The organism is Curtobacterium sp. BH-2-1-1 (assembly GCF_001806325.1).
Classification (GTDB): domain Bacteria; phylum Actinomycetota; class Actinomycetes; order Actinomycetales; family Microbacteriaceae; genus Curtobacterium.
Genome location: NZ_CP017580.1, coordinates 3370746 through 3388121, shown reverse-complemented (window position 1 = coordinate 3388121; position 17376 = coordinate 3370746). Strand labels below are relative to the sequence as shown.

Annotated in this window: 16 protein-coding genes and 2 tRNA genes; 7 read left to right on the top strand and 11 right to left on the bottom strand. The window is 71.1% G+C overall.

The features are described from left to right. Positions 1-47: 47 nt before the first annotated feature. A complete protein-coding gene (locus BJK06_RS16035; RefSeq protein WP_070418722.1) occupies positions 48-536 on the bottom strand; it encodes a peroxiredoxin in 489 nt (162 codons plus the stop codon). Between the two features lie 244 nt (positions 537-780). Here BJK06_RS16035 and aceE point away from each other — a divergent pair, with 244 nt between their 5' ends. From aceE to BJK06_RS16005, 6 genes are all read left to right on the top strand, one after another. Then, complete coding sequence (gene aceE, locus BJK06_RS16030) at positions 781-3525, top strand: pyruvate dehydrogenase (acetyl-transferring), homodimeric type (RefSeq protein ID WP_070418721.1); 2745 nt, start codon at positions 781-783, stop codon at positions 3523-3525. Positions 3526-3532: 7 nt separating this feature from the next. Continuing rightward, on the top strand, positions 3533-4759 hold the full coding sequence (locus BJK06_RS16025) for a CdaR family transcriptional regulator (RefSeq protein ID WP_070418720.1): 1227 nt from the start codon (positions 3533-3535) through the stop codon (positions 4757-4759). A 106-nt stretch (positions 4760-4865) separates the two neighbouring features. Beyond that, a complete protein-coding gene (locus BJK06_RS16020; protein WP_070418719.1) occupies positions 4866-5807 on the top strand; it encodes an ACP S-malonyltransferase in 942 nt (313 codons plus the stop codon). Further along, positions 5804-6859 carry a beta-ketoacyl-ACP synthase III gene (locus tag BJK06_RS16015; RefSeq protein WP_070418718.1) on the top strand — a complete coding sequence of 352 codons (1056 nt, stop codon included), beginning with the start codon at positions 5804-5806 and terminating at the stop codon, positions 6857-6859. The genes BJK06_RS16020 and BJK06_RS16015 overlap by 4 nt, the downstream gene beginning before the upstream one ends. 114 nt (positions 6860-6973) lie before the next feature. Next, positions 6974-7222 (top strand): acyl carrier protein, encoded by a 249-nt coding sequence (locus BJK06_RS16010; RefSeq protein WP_022903951.1) that lies wholly within the window; start codon positions 6974-6976, stop codon positions 7220-7222. Positions 7223-7423: 201 nt separating this feature from the next. After that, positions 7424-8668 carry a beta-ketoacyl synthase gene (locus BJK06_RS16005; protein ID WP_070418717.1) on the top strand — a complete coding sequence of 415 codons (1245 nt, stop codon included), beginning with the start codon at positions 7424-7426 and terminating at the stop codon, positions 8666-8668. Between the two features lie 299 nt (positions 8669-8967). Here the strand turns inward: BJK06_RS16005 and BJK06_RS16000 are convergent, their stop codons facing one another. From BJK06_RS16000 to BJK06_RS15975, 6 genes are all read right to left on the bottom strand, one after another. Then, the gene (locus BJK06_RS16000; RefSeq protein WP_083295326.1) at positions 8968-9447 is read right to left on the bottom strand and encodes a DUF3145 domain-containing protein; all 480 of its coding nucleotides are present in this window, start codon (positions 9445-9447) and stop codon (positions 8968-8970) included. Between the two features lie 168 nt (positions 9448-9615). Further along, entirely contained in the window at positions 9616-10416 is an 801-nt protein-coding gene (locus BJK06_RS15995; protein ID WP_070418716.1) for a DUF1684 domain-containing protein, read from the bottom strand. Further along, a complete protein-coding gene (locus tag BJK06_RS15990) occupies positions 10413-11549 on the bottom strand; it encodes an AI-2E family transporter (protein WP_229085312.1) in 1137 nt (378 codons plus the stop codon). Before BJK06_RS15990 ends, BJK06_RS15995 begins: the two co-directional genes overlap by 4 nt. 55 nt (positions 11550-11604) lie before the next feature. Continuing rightward, a tRNA-Ile gene (locus BJK06_RS15985) sits at positions 11605-11679 on the bottom strand. Between the two features lie 13 nt (positions 11680-11692). After that, the gene (locus BJK06_RS15980) at positions 11693-12904 is read right to left on the bottom strand and encodes a glycosyltransferase (protein ID WP_070418715.1); all 1212 of its coding nucleotides are present in this window, start codon (positions 12902-12904) and stop codon (positions 11693-11695) included. Positions 12905-13017: 113 nt separating this feature from the next. Further along, positions 13018-13929 (bottom strand): DMT family transporter, encoded by a 912-nt coding sequence (locus tag BJK06_RS15975; RefSeq protein WP_181015106.1) that lies wholly within the window; start codon positions 13927-13929, stop codon positions 13018-13020. A 39-nt stretch (positions 13930-13968) separates the two neighbouring features. Between BJK06_RS15975 and def the strand changes: the two genes are divergently transcribed. Beyond that, positions 13969-14544, top strand: a complete 576-nt coding sequence (gene def, locus BJK06_RS15970; protein ID WP_070418714.1) for a peptide deformylase — start codon at positions 13969-13971, stop codon at positions 14542-14544. Positions 14545-14628: 84 nt separating this feature from the next. Here def and BJK06_RS15965 read toward each other — a convergent pair whose 3' ends face one another. The 4 genes from BJK06_RS15965 to BJK06_RS15950 form a co-directional block, all read right to left on the bottom strand. After that, on the bottom strand, positions 14629-15117 hold the full coding sequence (locus BJK06_RS15965) for a hypothetical protein (protein ID WP_070418713.1): 489 nt from the start codon (positions 15115-15117) through the stop codon (positions 14629-14631). Positions 15118-15206: 89 nt separating this feature from the next. Further along, positions 15207-15279: transfer RNA gene (locus BJK06_RS15960), tRNA-Asn, on the bottom strand. Between the two features lie 100 nt (positions 15280-15379). Continuing rightward, on the bottom strand, positions 15380-16417 hold the full coding sequence (locus tag BJK06_RS15955) for a D-isomer specific 2-hydroxyacid dehydrogenase family protein (RefSeq protein WP_083295324.1): 1038 nt from the start codon (positions 16415-16417) through the stop codon (positions 15380-15382). Then, the gene (locus tag BJK06_RS15950; RefSeq protein WP_070418712.1) at positions 16414-17346 is read right to left on the bottom strand and encodes an ATP-binding cassette domain-containing protein; all 933 of its coding nucleotides are present in this window, start codon (positions 17344-17346) and stop codon (positions 16414-16416) included. Before BJK06_RS15950 ends, BJK06_RS15955 begins: the two co-directional genes overlap by 4 nt. Between the last annotated feature and the right edge of the window lie 30 nt (positions 17347-17376).

The following is a 17376-nucleotide window of genomic DNA, read 5'->3' as shown; positions in this document are numbered from 1 at the left end:
TCCGGTCCGCGACGCGTCGTGCGTCGCCTCAGGAGGTGTTCGGAACGCTAGCCGACGGGGACTGGTGCGGCGCAGGCCGCCAGGCGGTCGAGCGCGGCCTTGTACTCCGTCACGTCACGGGCGACGCCCGGCTCGGAGATGATCGAGGCCTTGATGCGACCCTGCACGTCGATGACGAAGGTCGCGCGGGTGGCGAAGCCCTTGTGCTCGAGGAAGACGCCGTACTCCTTCGAGACGGCGCCGTGCGGCCAGAAGTCCGCGAGGAGTTCGAAGTCGTAGCCGTTCGACTCGGCGAACGACCGGAGCGTCGCCTTCGAGTCGACCGAGATGCCGACGAGTTCGACGCGCTGGTCCTGGAACATCGCGATGTTGTCCTGGAGGGCGCAGAGCTCGTTCGTGCAGGTCGACGAGAACGCGAGCGGGAAGAAGACCAGCGCGACCGGGCGGACGCCACGGAAGTCGCTGAGGCGAACGTGCTCCCCGAACTGGTTCGGGAGTTCGAAGTCCGGCGCGAGCGAGCCGATCTCCAGTGCCATCAGTGCGTTGCTTCTTCCTCGGGCGTGGGGTGTGCCCGGTGTCCTCGCGCACGCACGGGTCGCGTGTGCACGATCGGCAATCGTACGCCGACGTCACCCGAATGCAAGCACCTGTCCACCCACACGTCACCATCAGCCTCTGGGTCGGTGCGGGGGCCTAGAGTGGTCGGGGCCCCATCCGGTCGTGACCCGACCAACCGGTGGCCCGCCATGTCCACCACCACGAGAACGAACGAGGTCAAGGGTGACGGTGAACGACCAGGACCCGTACAGCCACGGCAGCAGCGACCAGGACCCGGAGGAGACCGCCGAATGGCGTGAGTCCCTCGACGGGCTGGTGCAGACCCACGGCCACCAGCGTGGCCGCGAGATCATGCTGAGCCTGCTCAAGCGGTCCAAGGAACTGCACCTCGGTGTGCCGATGGTCCCGACCACGGACTACGTGAACACCATCGCGCCGGAGAACGAGCCCGAGTTCCCGGGCGACGAGGAGCTCGAGCGCCGCTACCGCCGGTGGATCCGGTGGAACGCCGCGATCACCGTGCACCGCGCGCAGCGCCCCGGGATCGCGGTCGGCGGCCACATCTCGACCTACGCGTCGAGCGCCGCCATGTACGAGGTCGGCTACAACCACTTCTTCCGCGCGCAGGACCACCCGTCCGGCGGCGACCAGGTGTTCTTCCAGGGGCACGCGTCCCCCGGCATGTACGCCCGTGCCTACATGGAAGGGCGCCTCGGCGAGGACCAGCTCGACGGCTTCCGGCAGGAGAAGTCCCACGCCGGCGGCGGACTCTCGTCCTACCCGCACCCGCGCCTCATGCCGCACTTCTGGCAGTTCCCGACCGTGTCGATGGGCATCGGCCCGATCAACGCGATCTACCAGGCGCAGCAGGCGAAGTACCTCTCCAACCGCGGCATCAAGGACGCCTCCGACCAGCAGGTCTGGGCGTTCCTCGGCGACGGCGAGATGGACGAGGTCGAGTCGCGCGGACAGCTCCAGGTCGCCGCGAACGACGGCCTCGACAACCTGAACTTCGTGATCAACTGCAACCTGCAGCGTCTCGACGGTCCGGTCCGCGGCAACGGCAAGATCATCCAGGAGCTCGAGGCGTTCTTCCGCGGTGCGGGCTGGAACGTCATCAAGGTCGTCTGGGGCCGCGAGTGGGACGACCTGCTCGCCCGCGACACCGAGGGTGCGCTCCTCAACCTGATGAACCAGACACCGGACGGCGACTACCAGACGTACAAGGCCGAGAACGGCGCGTACGTCCGCGAGAACTTCTTCGGGCGCGACCCGAAGGCGCTCGAGCTGGTCAAGGACTACACGGACGACCAGATCTGGAACCTCAAGCGCGGTGGGCACGACTACCGCAAGGTCTACGCCGCGTTCAAGGCCGCGACCGAGCACAAGGGTCAGCCGACCGTCATCCTCGCGAAGACGGTCAAGGGCTACGGCCTCGGCCCGAGCTTCGAGGGGCGCAACGCGACGCACCAGATGAAGAAGCTCACGCTCGACAACCTCAAGCAGTTCCGCGACGAGATGCGCATCCCGATCACGGACGCACAGCTCGAGGAGAACCCCTACACGCCGCCGTACTACCACCCCGGGAACGACGACGAGGCGATCCAGTACATGCACGAGCGCCGGCGTGAGCTCGGCGGGTACGTGCCGGAGCGTCGCACCAAGTACACGTCGATCACCCTCCCCGAGGACTCGAAGTACCAGGTCGTCAAGAAGGGCTCCGGCAAGCAGGAGATCGCCACCACCATGGCGTTCGCCCGACTGCTGAAGGACCTGCTCCGCTCCCCCGACTTCGGCGACCGCGTGGTGCCGATCATCCCCGACGAGGCACGCACGTTCGGCATGGACGCGTACTTCCCGACGGCGAAGATCTACAACCCGAACGGCCAGCACTACACGTCGGTCGACCGTGAGCTCCTCCTCGCCTACAAGGAGAGCCCGCAGGGACAGATCATCCACGTCGGCATCAACGAGGCGGGCGCCCTCGCGGCGTTCACCGCGGTCGGCACCTCGTACTCGACGCAGGGCGAGCCGCTCATCCCGGTCTACGTCTTCTACTCGATGTTCGGGTTCCAGCGCACCGGCGACGCCATCTGGGCCGCCGGCGACCAGATGACCCGTGGCTTCATGATCGGCGCCACCGCCGGTCGCACGACGCTCACGGGCGAGGGCCTGCAGCACGCCGACGGCCACTCGCTGCTCCTCGCGACGACGAACCCGGCCGTGGTGTCCTACGACCCCGCGTACGGCTACGAGATCGGGCACATCGTCCAGGCCGGCCTCGACCGGATGTACGGCACGAACGAGGACGGCAGCGCCAAGCACGCCGACCCGAACGTCATGTACTACCTGACGGTCTACAACGAGCCGATCGTCCAGCCGGCCGAGCCCGAGGGCATCGACGTCGACGGCATCGTCAAGGGCATGTACCTGCTCAACCGCAGCGAGCACGACGGCCCGAAGGCCCAGCTGCTCGCGTCGGGTGTCGCCGTCCCGTGGATCCTCGAGGCGCAGCAGCTCCTCGCCGAGGACTGGGGCGTGTCGGCCGACGTCTGGAGCGTCACGAGCTGGGGCGAGCTGTACCGCGACGGTCTCGACGCGGAGCAGCACGCCTTCCTCAACCCGAACGAGGCACCGCGCACCCCGTACGTGACCGAGCGGCTGCTCGGCACCGAGGGCCCGGTCGTCGCGGTGAGCGACTTCATGCACGCCGTGCAGGAGCAGATCCGCCCGTTCGTCCCGACCGACTACGCCACCCTCGGCGCCGACGGCTTCGGCTTCTCGGACACCCGTCCGGCAGCGCGCCGCTTCTTCCACATCGACGGCCCCTCGGTCGTCGTGCGGACGCTGCAGCAGCTCGCGAAGCAGGGCAAGGTCGACGGCGCGCTCGTCCAGCAGGCGATCGACAAGTACCGCCTGCACGACGTGACCGCCGGCACCACGGGCAGCGCGGGCGGCGAGAGCTGATCAGCGAGTGACGTCGGTCCGACCGGACTCCGAGAGCCAGGAGAGCGCGCGCGAGCGGGCGCTCTCCTGGCTCCGTCAGGTGTCCGGGGAACTCTCCACCGCCACCATCAAGCGGCTCGAGGACACCCTCCCCTGGTACAGCGAGATGCCTCCGGGCCGACGCTCCGCCGTGGGGCTCGTGGCCCAGGCGGGCATCACCTCGTTCATCAGCTGGCTCGAGGGCACCGCGTCGACCCCGTGGATCGCCGCGGCGGACGTCTTCGGCTCCGCGCCGCGGGAACTCCTGCGCTCGGTGAGCCTGCAGCAGACGCTCCAGCTCATCCGCGTGGTCGTCACCGTGGTCGAGGAACGCGCCAAGGACGACGAGATGCTGCAGGAGGCGATCCTCAAGTACTCGCGGGACATCGCCTTCGCGGCCGCCGACGTCTACGCCCGCGCGGCCGAGGCCCGTGGGCTGTGGGACGCCCGGCTCGAGGCCCTCGTGGTCGACTCCATCCTGTCGGGCGAGTACGACGACGAACTCCCGTCGCGCATCGCGGCCCTCGGCTGGCACGGTCACGGCGAGGTCGCGGTCCTGGTCGGCAACGCGCCGAAGCAGCTCGAGGTCGACCAGATCCGTCGCACCGCGCGGCACATGGACGCCGACGTGCTCATCGGCGTGCAGGGCTCCCGCCTCGTCGTGGTGATCGGCCGTGCCACGCCGCGCGACGACGTCCCCGAGGGCGAGGAGCCGGTGTCCTTCACCGCCATCGCCCAGGCGCTCGAGCCCTCGTTCGGCGAGGGACACCTCGTCCTCGGCAACGAGGTGCCCGGCGTGGTCGACGCGTCCACCAGCGCGAAGGGCGCCCTCGCCGGCTTCGCGGTCGCGCGGGCATGGCGCGGTGCTCCTCGTCCGGCCCTGGCCGACGACCTGCTCCCGGAGCGGGCCCTCGCCGGCGACCCGCTCGCCCGGTCCGCTCTCGTGCAGCGCATCTACGTGCCGCTCAAGGACCAGTCGACGGAGCTCCTGCAGACACTCTGGTGCTACCTCGACACCGGCCGGTCGCTCGAAGCCACGGCGCGCGAGCTGTTCGTGCACCCGAACACGGTGCGCTACCGGCTCCGCCGCGTGGCGGACATCATCGGGTGGGACGCCACGCACGCACGGGACGCCCTCATCGTGCAGTCGGCGCTCATCCTCGGCGCCATGTCCGAGTCGACCGCCGGGCGGCGTCGCATCCCGCACCGCCGATGAACGACGTCCTATGCCGCATCGTCGCTAGGAAATGCACAATGTCGAGCGGTCATCGCTGTGGGAAGCCCACACGGGTGCGGCGCGGGCCGACGGGCAGGATTGTCCGGTGATCGTCGTCGTCGCGCCCGGACAGGGCTCCCAGACCCCCGGTTTCCTCGCCCCCTGGCTCGAGGACGCCACCGTCCGTGACCGCGTGGGGGCGTGGTCCGAGGCCATCGGCGTCGACCTCGCCGCCCACGGCACCGAGTCCGACGCCGAGACCATCAAGGACACGGCGCTCGCGCAGCCGCTCATCGTCGCCGCCGGTCTCATCACGGCCGACGCCCTGCTCGCCGACGGCCGCCGAGCCCTCGTGGGCGGGGTCGCCGGCCACTCGGTCGGCGAGTTCACCGCCGCCGGGGTCGCCGGGATCCTCGAGCCGACCGACGCCGTCGCCCTCGTCGCCGAACGCGGCCGGGCGATGGCGGACGCCGCCGCGCTGGAGCCCACGTCGATGGCCGCCGTCCTCGGTGGGGACGCCGATGCCGTCGCCGCCGCGCTCGAGGCGAACGGCCTCGTCCCCGCGAACCACAACGGCGGCGGTCAGACCGTCGTCGCCGGACCCGCCGACGCGATCGCCGCCCTCGCCGCCGACCCGCCCGCGAAGGCCCGCGTGATCCCCCTCGCCGTGGCCGGTGCGTTCCACACCCGGTACATGGCGTCCGCCGTCGAGCGTGTCGCCCCGGTCGCCGCCGCCGCGACCGTGCAGGACCCGTCGCTGCCGATCTGGACGAACGCCGACGGTTCCCGTGTCGACGACGGTCGTCGCTTCGTCGACCTCATGGTCCAGCAGATCCAGAGCCCCGTGCACTGGGACGCCGTGATGGAGTCCTTCGCAGCCGCCGGTGTCACGGGCATCATCGAACTCGCACCCGCCGGTGCCCTCGTCGGCCTGGCGAAGCGCGGTCTGCGCGGGACGCCGACCGTCGCGATCAAGACCCCCGACGACCTGCCCGCAGCGATCGACCTGCTGCAGAGCGCGGGCCAGGAAGCAGACGCAACCGCATGACCGACGCCCCCATCCCGACCACCGCGACCGAGGGGACGGAGCCGACCCGCGCCTCCCGTCCGTTGCTGCAGCAGCGTCGCGGCCACGAGTTCACCCGCATCCTGGCCTTCGGCGCCGCCCGCGGCGAGAACGCCGTGCCGAACGACGACCTCGTCGGGCCGATCGACTCCTCCGACGAGTGGATCCGCCAGCGCACCGGGATCATCACCCGCATGCGCGCCGGCAAGGACGTCGAGGCGGTCGACCTCGCCGAGGCCGCCGCGCTCGACGCGATCGCCAAGGCCGGCCTGACGCCGGACCAGATCGGCGTCGTGCTCGTGAGCACCGTGACCCACACCGTCGCCACGCCGTCGATGGCGTCGCTGCTCGCCGAGCGCATCGGTGCCGCCCCCGCCGCGGCCTACGACATCAGCGCCGCGTGCGCCGGGTACGCGTACGGCATCGCCCAGGCGGACTCGTTCGTGAAGTCCGGCATCGCCGACCACGTGCTGGTCGTCGGTGCCGAGAAGCTCAGCGACATCGTCGACCCGACCGACCGCTCGATCTCGTTCCTGCTCGGCGACGGTGCCGGAGCGGCGATCGTCGGCCCGAGCGACTTCCCCGGGATCGCCCCGACGATCTGGGGCTCCGACGGGTCGAAGTGGGACGCGATCGGCATGACCTCGACCTACAACGAGTGGGAAGCGGGGGCCGCGCGGCCGACGATACGGCAGGCCGGTCAGACCGTGTTCCGCTGGGCCGTCTGGGAGATGGTCAAGGTCGCCCGTGAGGCGCTCGAGTCCGCCGGCATCCAGCCGTCCGACCTCGCCGCGTTCGTGCCGCACCAGGCGAACATCCGCATCATCGACGAGTTCGCGAAGCAGCTCGGCCTGCCCGAGTCCGTCGTGATCGCGCGCGACATCACCACCACCGGCAACACCTCCGCCGCGAGCATCCCGCTCGCCACGCACCGCCTGCTCGAGGAGAACCCCGAGCTCTCCGGCGGCCTCGCCCTGCAGATCGGCTTCGGCGCCGGTCTCGTCTTCGGCGCCCAGGTCGTCGTCCTCCCCTAGCCCATCCCGGCCACGCACCCGCGCGGCCACCCTCCGACGAGCCTCCGGGCACGCGACCGCTGCGTGCCCTAGGCTGGTCCACGGTCAAACGACACCCCCTCAAGGAGAATCCCCATGGCCCTGTCCAACGAAGAAGTCCTCGCCGGCCTGGCCGAGCTGATCAACGACGAGACCGGCATCGCGACCGACACCGTCGCGGCCGACAAGTCGTTCACCGACGACCTCGACATCGACTCGATCTCGATGATGACCATCGTCGTCAACGCCGAAGAGAAGTTCGACGTCAAGATCCCCGACGAAGAGGTCAAGAACCTCAAGACCGTCGGCGACGCCGTCGACTACATCGTCAAGGCCCAGGCCTGACGCGAGCTTCCTGAGCGCCGCGGCCCCGGCGGACCGACCGCGGGCCGCGGCGCTCATCTCGTCCACCGGACCGACACTCGTCGGTCCACACAGGTCCGGCGTTCGTCGGGCCGCCCCGGTCCGGCGTTCGTCGGTCCGCCCCGGCTCCGTCCGGCACCGCCACGAGCGGTCGGACGTCCTCACGAAAGAACACGTCGTTCCATGACCAACAAGACCGTCGTCGTCACCGGGATCGGTGCGATCACGCCCCTCGCCGCGACCGCCCCGGACACGTGGGACGCGCTGCTCGCCGGCACGTCCGGCATCACCCGCATCGAGGACCCGCGCTACGCCGAGCTCGAGCTCCCCGTCGAGTTCGCCGGCCAGGCGCGCCGGTTCCTCACCGACCAGCTCACCCGCCCCGAGTCGAAGCGCCTCGACCCCTCGTCGCAGCTGTCGCTCGTCGCCGCGCGCGAGGCCTGGGCCGACGCCGGCATCGACGCCGAGACCGTCGTCCCCGAGCGCCTCATCGTCGACTGGGCCACCGGCATCGGCGGCGTCAACACCCTGCTCGACGCGTGGGACACCCTGCGTGAGAAGGGCCCCCGTCGCGTCCTGCCGATGACGGTCCCGATGCTCATGGCGAACGGCCCGGCCGCCGCCATCGAGATGGAGTTCGGCGCCCGCGGCGGCGCCCGCACCTACCTCTCGGCGTGCGCGTCCTCGACCGAGTCCCTCGCCGAGGCCTACCGCCACGTCGCCACCGGCGAGGCCGACATCGTCATCACCGGCGGCGCCGAGGCCGCCCTGCACCCGCTGCCCCTCGCGGCGTTCGCGTCGATGCAGGCGCTCTCCCGCCGCAACGACTCCCCCCAGACCGCCTCGCGTCCGTACGACGTCACGCGCGACGGCTTCGTGCTCGCGGACGGCGCCGCGGCGCTCATCCTCGAGACCAAGGAGCACGCCGAGGCCCGCGGCGCGACGATCTACGCCGAGGTCGCCGGCGCCGGCATCACCTCGGACGCGTTCCACATCACCGCGCCGGACCCCGAGGGCAGTGCTGCCGCCCGTGCCGTCCTGCAGGCGCTCGAGCACGCCGGTGCCGCGCGCGAGGACGTCGTGCACGTCAACGCGCACGCCACCTCGACCCCGGTGGGCGACGTCGCCGAGTACCACGCCATGCGCCGGGTGTTCGGCGACCACCTCGACAACGTCGTGGTGTCCGCCACGAAGGCGTCGACGGGGCACCTCCTCGGTGGTGCCGGTGCGATCGAGGCCGCGTTCACGGCCCTCGCGCTGCACAACCGCGTCGCGCCGCCGACGATCAACCTCACCCAGCAGGACCCGGAGATCGTGATGGACGTCGCCACGGCGCCGCGCGAGCTCCCGCAGGGCGACCTGCTCGCGGTGAGCAACTCGTTCGGGTTCGGTGGGCACAACGCCGTGGTCGCGTTCCGGAGCGTCTGAGTCCGGTCCGTCGGTCCGTCGGGTCCGTCGGTCCCGTCCGTCGGCCCTGGAGGCCCGTCCCGCGTCGTCGGGGCGGGCCTCCGTCCGTCCCTGCTCGGTCTGGGCGCGGCGCGCTCCCCGCGGCCGCGGCCCGTGGCGTGTGGCCGCGTCGGTGCGCCGAGACTCGGCCCCGCGGACGGTTTCGCGGCTCCGGAAGCGCGAAACTGTCCGCCGAGGCGAGACTCGGGGCGGGCGGGCGGCCGCGGACGCACGAACGCCGCCCCGAGGGGCGGCGTCCGTGACGGAGGATCAGGCGCGACTCAGCCGACGCGGTGCAGCCAGACGACCGGGTTGCCCTCGGCGGCGTGGCGGAACGGTTCGAGTTCGTCGTCCCAGGCCTGACCCAGGGCGAGTCGGAGCTCGCGGTGGAGTTCGAGGGCGTTGCTCCCCGCCACCTCCATCGCGTAGCGGACGCGGTCCTCGGGGACGACCATGTTGCCGGTGACGTCGGTCTGCGCGTAGAACACCCCGAGGTCGGGCGTGTGCATCCAGCGGCCGCCGTCCGACTCGGAGGTGGGTTCCTCGGTGACCTCGTACCGGAGGTGCTCCCAGCCGCGCAGGGCCGAGGCGATCGCCGCACCCGTGCCGACGGAACCGGTCCAGGTGAACTCGGTCCGACGCGCGCCGTCCTGAGCGGGCTGGTCGAGCCACGAGAAGTTCACGGCGCGGCTCATGGCGCGACCTGCCGCCCATTCGACGTGCGGGCAGAGCGCGCGTGGTGCGGAGTGCACGTAGAGCACCCCGGTGGTCGTTCCGTTCACGATTCCTCCGATTCGTCAGGTGCGACTTCCCCATCGACCTGAACTGGAGGTTCTCGTTTCGGAACCATCGATATCCGATTGTGATGTCCTTGCGGACACGCCCATTATGCAGGCTGCGCGCTGGGAACACCAGGCACCGCGACAGAGTCAGTGGAAGACGTGCCCCGACGCGTCGAGCGGGTGCCGCTCCCCCGCGGTGACCGGCACCGGGATCCGGTTCTCGGCGGGCGGGATCGGGCAGGCGAACTGGTACGAGAACGCGCACGGCGGCAGGACGAGGAGGTTCCAGTCGAGCTCGACGTCGGAAGCGACACCGGGGTCGTCGAGGTACAGGAACCGGCCCATCGAGTAGGTGCTGCCGGGATCGCCCTCGGGCAGGGCGCTCGTGGCGTCCTGCACGATGAGCTGCAGCCGCGCGGCGCCGCGGAAGGCCGCGGAGCGGACCGCCACCAACCGGACGGCCGATCCGCCCAGGGTGGTCTCGACGTGTCCGGCGACCTCGAGCGGATCGCCGGCTGCGTCGACGACGCTCGCCGCGCCTCCTGGGACACCCGGCGTGTACCTGCCGGACGTGACCCACGCGGCGGAGTGGTCGAACCGGGCGATCCGTGCGAAGCGGGCGATCGCGTCGGACGCCGGGTCCCACACGCGCAGCGCGCCGCGGGAGACGGTGCCAGCGAGGCCGTCCGGGAAGGCGACGACCGACGGGACGACCGCCTCGTCGCCGGCGACGAGCACGGTGCCGTCCACCGGGTCGCCGTCGACGACCACTCCGTCACCCGCGTCGGCGGTGACCGTCAGGCCGCCGGGTGCCGGCGCCCACTGCCCCGGGACCGGCCACACGGGCTGGGCGTGGTCGACACGCTGGGCGTTCACGAGCGCGAGCGGACCCCGAGCGCTGGTCGCCCAGCGGTCACGGTCGGCTCGGTGCTCGTCGAAGGCGGTCACGACTGCTCTTGGCGGGGGTAGATGACCTTCTGGACGATGATGATCACCGACGCGGCGACCGGCAGGGCCACGAGCGCGCCGAGCACCCCGCCGATCGTCCCGCCCGCGACCGCTGCGATGACGACGAGGGCGCCGGGGACCTGCACGGCACGCGACATGATCCGCGGCGAGATCACGTACGCCTCGACCTGCATGTACACGAGGTAGTAGATCGCGGCGGCGAGGGCCGTCGCGGGCGAGGCGAACAGGCACAGCAGCGAGATGACGATGGCCGACGCGAGCGTGCCCACGAGCGGGATGAGCGACCCGAGGAACGCGAACGAGGCCAGCAGCACGGGCAGCGGAGCACCGATGATGAGCAGGAACACCAGGCTGAGGATGCCGTTGATGAGCGCCTGGGAGATCTGCCCGACGACGTAGCGACCGACCGCCTGGGTGATCTGCTCGCTGACGTCGATGAAGTTCTCGCGACGGGACGCCGGGACGAAGCGGTAGGTCATCGACTTCATGCCGCGCATCGACGCGAGGAAGTAGAGCATCAGGATGATGACGATGACGGCGCCCGTGAGACCGGTCAGGATCCCGCTGCCGACCGCGAGGATCCCGCCGCCGAGGCTCAGCAGGTTGCCGGGGTTCTCGACGAAGGACTGCACGGACTGCAGCGCGTGGTCGATGTCGAACGACCCGGACAGCTGGTCGGAGAGGTTCTGCACCCACTCCTGCCTCGAGATGTCCTGCACGATGTCGGGGAAGTTCTGGATGAGGTTCGTCGCCTGCTGCACGAGGATCGGCACGACCGCGAACACCACCCCGGCGAACGCGGCGAGGACCCCGACGACCACGACGGTGATGGCCACCCAGCGCGGCACGAACCGTTCGAGGAAGGACACCAGCGGGTCGATGCCGAGCGCCAGGAACAGCGCGACGCCGACGTAGACGAGCACGGTGGAGAGCTCGTTGACGATCGCCCCCGCGACGACGGCGACGAGCACGCCGAGCGCACCCATGAAGCCGATCCGGAAGGCGTTCACGCGCACGCCGGTGCCACCACGGGTCACCTCGAACGTCACGTTGGGCGTCGGGCTGTGGTCGTCCTGTTGCTGCTGAGTGTCGCGCTTCCTCGGGAGATGCACGCGGGGCGGGTGCGGTCGCTTGCTGTTGCTCGAACCCGCGTCGGCTTTTGACATGTAGGGCGGGCGGGACTTGAACCCGCGAATCGTTCGGTTATGAGCCGACTGCCTTGACCAGCTTGGCTACCGCCCCGTGCCGGGGACCGTCAGGCCACCGGTTCCCCACGATACAGCGACTCGAACGTCGAGAGCGTGCGGTTGATGTCGTGTGCCTCGATCATCGCCAGGCTGCGGTCGCGCATCGTGACGTAGTCCTCGTCCGACGCGGTCAGCACCGCCGTGAGCTTCGCCGCGAGGTCGTGCTCGTCACCGGGGGTGAACAGGTACCCGTTGCCGTCGATGAGGTGCGGGAGCGCCATCGAGTCCGCCGCGACGACGGGGAGGCCGGAGGCCATGCCCTCGAGCGAGGCGATGCTCTGCAGCTCGGCGGTGGAGGGCATCGCGAACACGGTCGAGTTGGTGAGCGCCTGCTGCTTGACCTCGTCCGAGACGAAGCCGAGGAACCGGATGCGGTCCTCGAGCCCGAGCTCCTTCGCCTGCTGCCGGAGCTTCGGGATCATCTCGCCGTCGCCGACGATCGTCAGCGTGGCTCCGAGCTCGGACGGCAGCAGCGCGAGGGCCTTCACGAGGACGTCGAGGTTCTTCTCGGGTGCGACCCGACCGACGAAGACGATGTCGTTGCCCGCAGGCCGCCCCTCGCGTGCGACGTACCGCGTGGCGTCGATCCCGCACGAGATCGCCAAGACCCGCTGCCCGGCGATGGCCCGGCGCAGGTAATCGGCGGCGAGGTTCGTCGGGGTCGTGATCGCGTCGGCGAGCCGGTAGGTCTTGGCGGCGTCGTTCCACGCGATCTTCACGGCGATCGGCACCGTGCGCTTGCCGAACGGCGTGTACTCGAGGAGGTTCTCGGGCATGAAGTGGTTCGTGGCGATCACCCGGATGCCGCGCGCGTGCGCCTCGGGCACCATGCCCCGGCCGACGACGACGTGCGACTGGATGTGCAGGACATCGGGCTGGAACGCGTCGAGGATCGGGGCGGTCCACTTCTTCACGCTCCACGGCCACACGAAGCGCAGCCACGCGTGCAGCGGCCACTTGTAGGACTTCAGGCGGTGCACGACGAGGGTCACGCCGTGGAGCTCCTCGTCGAAGGTGCCGTAGTGGCGGCTCGCCGCCGGGGCGACGATCTGGACCTCGTGCCCGCGTTCGGCGAGGCCGATGGCGAGCTGCTCGGCGAAGGTCGCGGCTCCGTTGACGTCGGGTGCGAAGGTGTCCGCTGCGATGAGGACGCGCAGCGGTCGTCGACCGCCCGTCGCACCCGTCGGTCCGGCGGTGGCGGTGGTGGCGTCGTCTGACACGGCTGGCGTCGTCCTCTCGTGGGCGATTGCTGGTCGTTCGACGACGCTACCGCACGCCGCTCGGGCAGCGCGTCCGCCTCGCGGTGGACGCCGTCACCCCACGGGACGACGGCTCAGGAGCGGGTCTGCGGGTGGTGCTTGGCGAGGAGGAACACCCCGGTGATCGCGATCGCGGCTGCGACGACGAAGCCGAAGACGGCGAAGACCGGGGCGCCGGCGGCCTCGCCCAGGACGATCACCCCGATGCCGACGGCGACGATCGGGTCGATGACCGTCAGCCCCGCGATCACGAGGTCGGCCGACCCGCTCGAGTACGCGTTCTGCACGAAGTACCCGCCCAGCGAGGCGGCGACGACCACCCCGACGATCGCGAGCACGGTCAGCCAGTCGAACGTGCCGTTCACGAACCGGTTCAGCACGACCTTGGCCAGCGTCGCGACGAACCCGTAGAGGACGCCGGCGCCGACGATGTAGTACAGCGCGTTCTTGTGCTTCGCGACGAGGCGGAACGACACCAGCACGAGCACCAGCACCACGGCCAGGATCACGAGCACGGTGACGAGCTGTCGGCTCGTGATCGCGCTCTCGTGCCCGACGAAGGCCGCGATGCCGACGAAGATGCCGACGCCGATGATGCACGTCCAGACCGCTCGCCGTGCCCGACGGCCGAGCGGCACCCCGGAGGACCGCGACGAGAACCAGGTCGTGATCACGAGGGCCACGGCGCCGAGCGGCTGCACGACGATGAGCGGCGCGTACGTGATGCTCACCAGCTGCAGGACCACGGCGATGCCGAGCATGAGCGTGCCGAGCACCCAGTAGCCGCTCGAGACCAGCCCGACGACGTGCCGGACGCTGAGGCCCTTCGACTGCCGACCGAGCCGCGCTTCCACCCGCTGCACCCCGCGGCTCTGGAACTGCGCCCCCAGTGAGAGGAACACGGCCCCGATGAGCGCGACGGGGATCATGAGCGCCTGGAACGGCGTGAGGTTCACCGCGTCGGGCAGCTGGAGGTCCGTCGTCACGCGTCGAGGCTACCGTTCCCCGCCGGATAACCTGGGTGAATGGCCGTTCTCCCGATCCGCATCTCCGGCGAACCCGTCCTGCACGAGCGTGCAGCCGAGGTCACCGACTTCGACGACGACCTGCGATCGCTGGTCGCCGACATGTTCGAGACGATGGACCTCGCACCCGGGGTCGGACTGGCCGGCCCGCAGGTCGGCGTCGGCAAGCGGCTGTTCGTGTACTCATGGACCGATGATGACGAGGTCCTGCACCGCGGCGTCGCGGTGAACCCCGTCCTGTGGACGACCCCCGCCGTTCCCGAGGCTGTGGAGGAGCTCGACGAGGACGAGGAGTCCGAGGGCTGCCTCTCGGTCCCGGGCGAACGGTTCCCGCTCCGCCGCTCCGAGGGCGCGCTCCTCCGTGCCGTCGACGAGCACGGCACGCCGTTCGAGGTCGAGGCCCACGGATGGCTCGCCCGCATCTTCCAGCACGAGTACGACCACCTCGACGGGTACCTCTACGCGGACCGGCTCGTGCACCCGTACGGCAAGCAGGTCGCGAAGGCCATCAGGAAGAACAGCTGGGGCGGGCCGGGCAAGTCTTGGCTGCCGGGGCGCGACCACCCCGAGGGCTGACGGCGCTCGTCCCGTCTGCCCGGGTCCGGTCGACGGCCGACCGCGTCGGCCCGGCGCTGATCTGCAGAGCCCAGGAGGCGCGGCTCACCCCCGCCAGGCAGCGATCGCGTCCCGCAGGTGCTCGGTCTCCGGATGCCCCGGGCAGTACTCGAGCAGACCGGCCGCGACGTGCGCCTCGGCCGACGAGTCGACGGAGGCTGCCCACGGCCCGGTCCCCCGCACCGCGCAGGTGGTCGCGAGTTCCTCGAGCGTGGCGTCCCCCTCGGCAGCGTCGACCGCGGAGCGCTGCTGCGTCGACATCTCGGTGCCGGTGATCCGCTGCGCCCGGCAGTCGGTGCGCTCGTCGTCCCACACGGCGGAGTAGGTCGTGTACGTCTCGGAGCGGTCCGACGTCCCCACGTCGCAGACGAACGCGAAGACGATCGGTGCCGTGCCGGACACCGCGACGCCCGAGGTGGCGGTGGTGTCGAGCGAGTCGCCCGGCTCGGACTCCGCGCCGGTCGTGCACCCCACGAGGCCGATCGCCGCGGCCGCGACGACGCCCGCGGCGAGGGCTCGGCGCACGGTGATCACCTGTGAACGCTAACAGCTTCCGGCCATGCGTCCGCTGCGAGCTCCGACGCCACGCAAAAGGCCCCCACCCGAAGGTGAGGGCCGTGCTGCTCCCCGAGTTGGACTCGAACCAACAACCTGCCGGTTAACAGCCGGCTGCTCTGCCAATTGAGCTATCGAGGATCACTGTCCGCTGGCGAATGTCGTGCGAACAACGGGTAACAGCATAGCAGCACCCGGGACAGACCCCGCGCATCCGCCACGCATCCCGGGCGTGCCGCGCTCAGTACCCCGCGACCGGGTCCACCACGCCGACGAAGCCCTCGCCTGCCGCGCCGAGGAACGCCACGGTGTTCACCCGCACGCGCTCGGCCAGCAGCGGCGCCACCATCTCCGGCGTGTCGGCCTGGTGCGGCGTGATGATCGCGCCCGGCTCGTCCCAGAGCGGGTGTCCGTCCGGCAACGGCTCCGGGTCGGTGACGTCGAGTCCGGCCGCCGCGATCGCACCGCTGCGCAGGGCGTCCACGAGCGCGGAGGTGTCGACCAGTCCCCCACGCGCGATGTTCACGAGCCGTGCCGACGGCTTCATGATCGCGAACTGCGCGGGCCCGAACAGCTTCGCGGTCCCCGAGGTCATCGCCGCGGCGATCATGACCACGTCGGCATCGGGCAGGACGTCGTCGAGCTGGTCGGTCGTGACGGTCCGGTCCGCCCCGGGAACCGGCGAGGACGACCGGCGCACCACGGTGACCGAGACCTCGAACGGCGCGAGCAGGCGGATGTACTCCAGCGCGATGCCACCGGCGCCGATGACGACCACGTTCCGGCCGTAGAGCGAGACACCCTCGGGCTCGGTCGCCCACGACCGCGCCCGGGCACGCTTCTGCAGCACCCGTAGCGTCCCGAGCGTCAGCGCGAGGGCGTGCTCGGCGACGGGTTCGGCGTACGCGCCCTTGGCCGAGGTGAACAGCACACGGTCCCCGTGCTCGGCGATCAGCGAGGCGAAGGCGTCGACGCCGGCGAACGGCAGCTGGACCCAGCCGATGGACGGTGCGGCGTCGAGCGCGTCGGCGAGTCCCGCGGGATCGCGAGGGTCGAGCCACACCAGTCCGGCGGTGTCCGCCCCGAGCGGAGCGACGGTCCCACCGGCTGCGGCGACGGCGTCCTCGTGGAGGGCGGTGCCGTCCCCGGCGGGCAGGATCGCGATCGGGCCGGCGGTCGGCGGGGCGACCGGCAGCTCGGCACCCGCGTCGGTCACCACGGCCCGGTGCCCGCGCGCGCCCGACGACGAAGACGTACCCGACGACGCACCCGCGCTCATGCGTTCTCCTGCCGCTCCGCGCGCGGACCGGTGCCGGCGGCGACCGGCCGACGCGGCGCCGAGGACCGACGGGGTGCGGCCGACGCCGGCTGCCGACGCTTCACCGGACGGGCCGCCGTCGACGCGAGCGTCTTGACGTAGGGGTCGACGGGGTTGTCGAGGACCTCGTCGAAGGTGCCGAGGCCGACGAGCCGGCTCTCGGCCATGATCGCCACCCGGTCGGCCAGTGCCCGGGCCTCGCGCAGGTCGCTCGACACCACGACCGCCGAGAACTGCCGGTTCCGCTGCAGGGTCGCCAGCGCCTCGAGCACCGACTGCCGCACGAGCACGTCCACGCCGCGGGCGGGTTCGTCGGCGACGAGCAGCTGGGGCTCGAGCACGAGCGCCTTCGCGAGGGCGACGCGCTGCCGCTGCCCGCTCGAGAGCTCCCACGTGTTGAGCCGCATCACCCCGAGCGGCAGGTGCACCGCGTCGACCAGGCGGGCGACGATGAGGCCGGCCTCCTTGCGGTCGAACCGGCGGTCACGGGCGTAGATCGGTTCCGCGATCGCCTCGCCGACGGTGAGGTCCGGGCTGAGCCGGTCCGCGCCGTCCTGCGGCAGGTAGCCGATGCGGCCGCTGAGCCGCTCGAGCTTGCGGGACGTCGGTCGGAGCCCGCGCGTCTTCTGCCCGAGCACCGTGAGTTCGCCCCCGACGATGTGCCGACGGTGGGCGCCGTCGCCCTCGCCGGTGGTGCCGAGCTGGCCGGCGATCGCCGCGGCGAACGTCGACTTGCCGGACCCGGACTCGCCGAGCACGGCCAGGATCTCCCCCTGACGGACCGTGAGGCTCACGCCGTCGACGGCCCGGATCGCATCCGTCCCCCGTCCGCTCCGGTACTCGATCGACACGTCGTCCGCGACGACCGCCGGTCCGTTGACCGCGATCATGGGTCCCCTTCCACGCCGCCCCCTGGCGGC

Coding starts and splice junctions, on each gene's coding strand:
- BJK06_RS16035 (WP_070418722.1), bottom strand. CDS start 536: ATGGCACTGGAGATCGGCTCGCTCGCGCCGGACTTCGAACTCCCGAAC.
- BJK06_RS16015 (WP_070418718.1), top strand. CDS start 5,804: ATGACCGACGCCCCCATCCCGACCACCGCGACCGAGGGGACGGAGCCG.
- BJK06_RS16010 (WP_022903951.1), top strand. CDS start 6,974: ATGGCCCTGTCCAACGAAGAAGTCCTCGCCGGCCTGGCCGAGCTGATC.
- BJK06_RS16005 (WP_070418717.1), top strand. CDS start 7,424: ATGACCAACAAGACCGTCGTCGTCACCGGGATCGGTGCGATCACGCCC.
- def (WP_070418714.1), top strand. CDS start 13,969: ATGGCCGTTCTCCCGATCCGCATCTCCGGCGAACCCGTCCTGCACGAG.
- BJK06_RS15955 (WP_083295324.1), bottom strand. CDS start 16,417: ATGAGCGCGGGTGCGTCGTCGGGTACGTCTTCGTCGTCGGGCGCGCGC.
- BJK06_RS15950 (WP_070418712.1), bottom strand. CDS start 17,346: ATGATCGCGGTCAACGGACCGGCGGTCGTCGCGGACGACGTGTCGATC.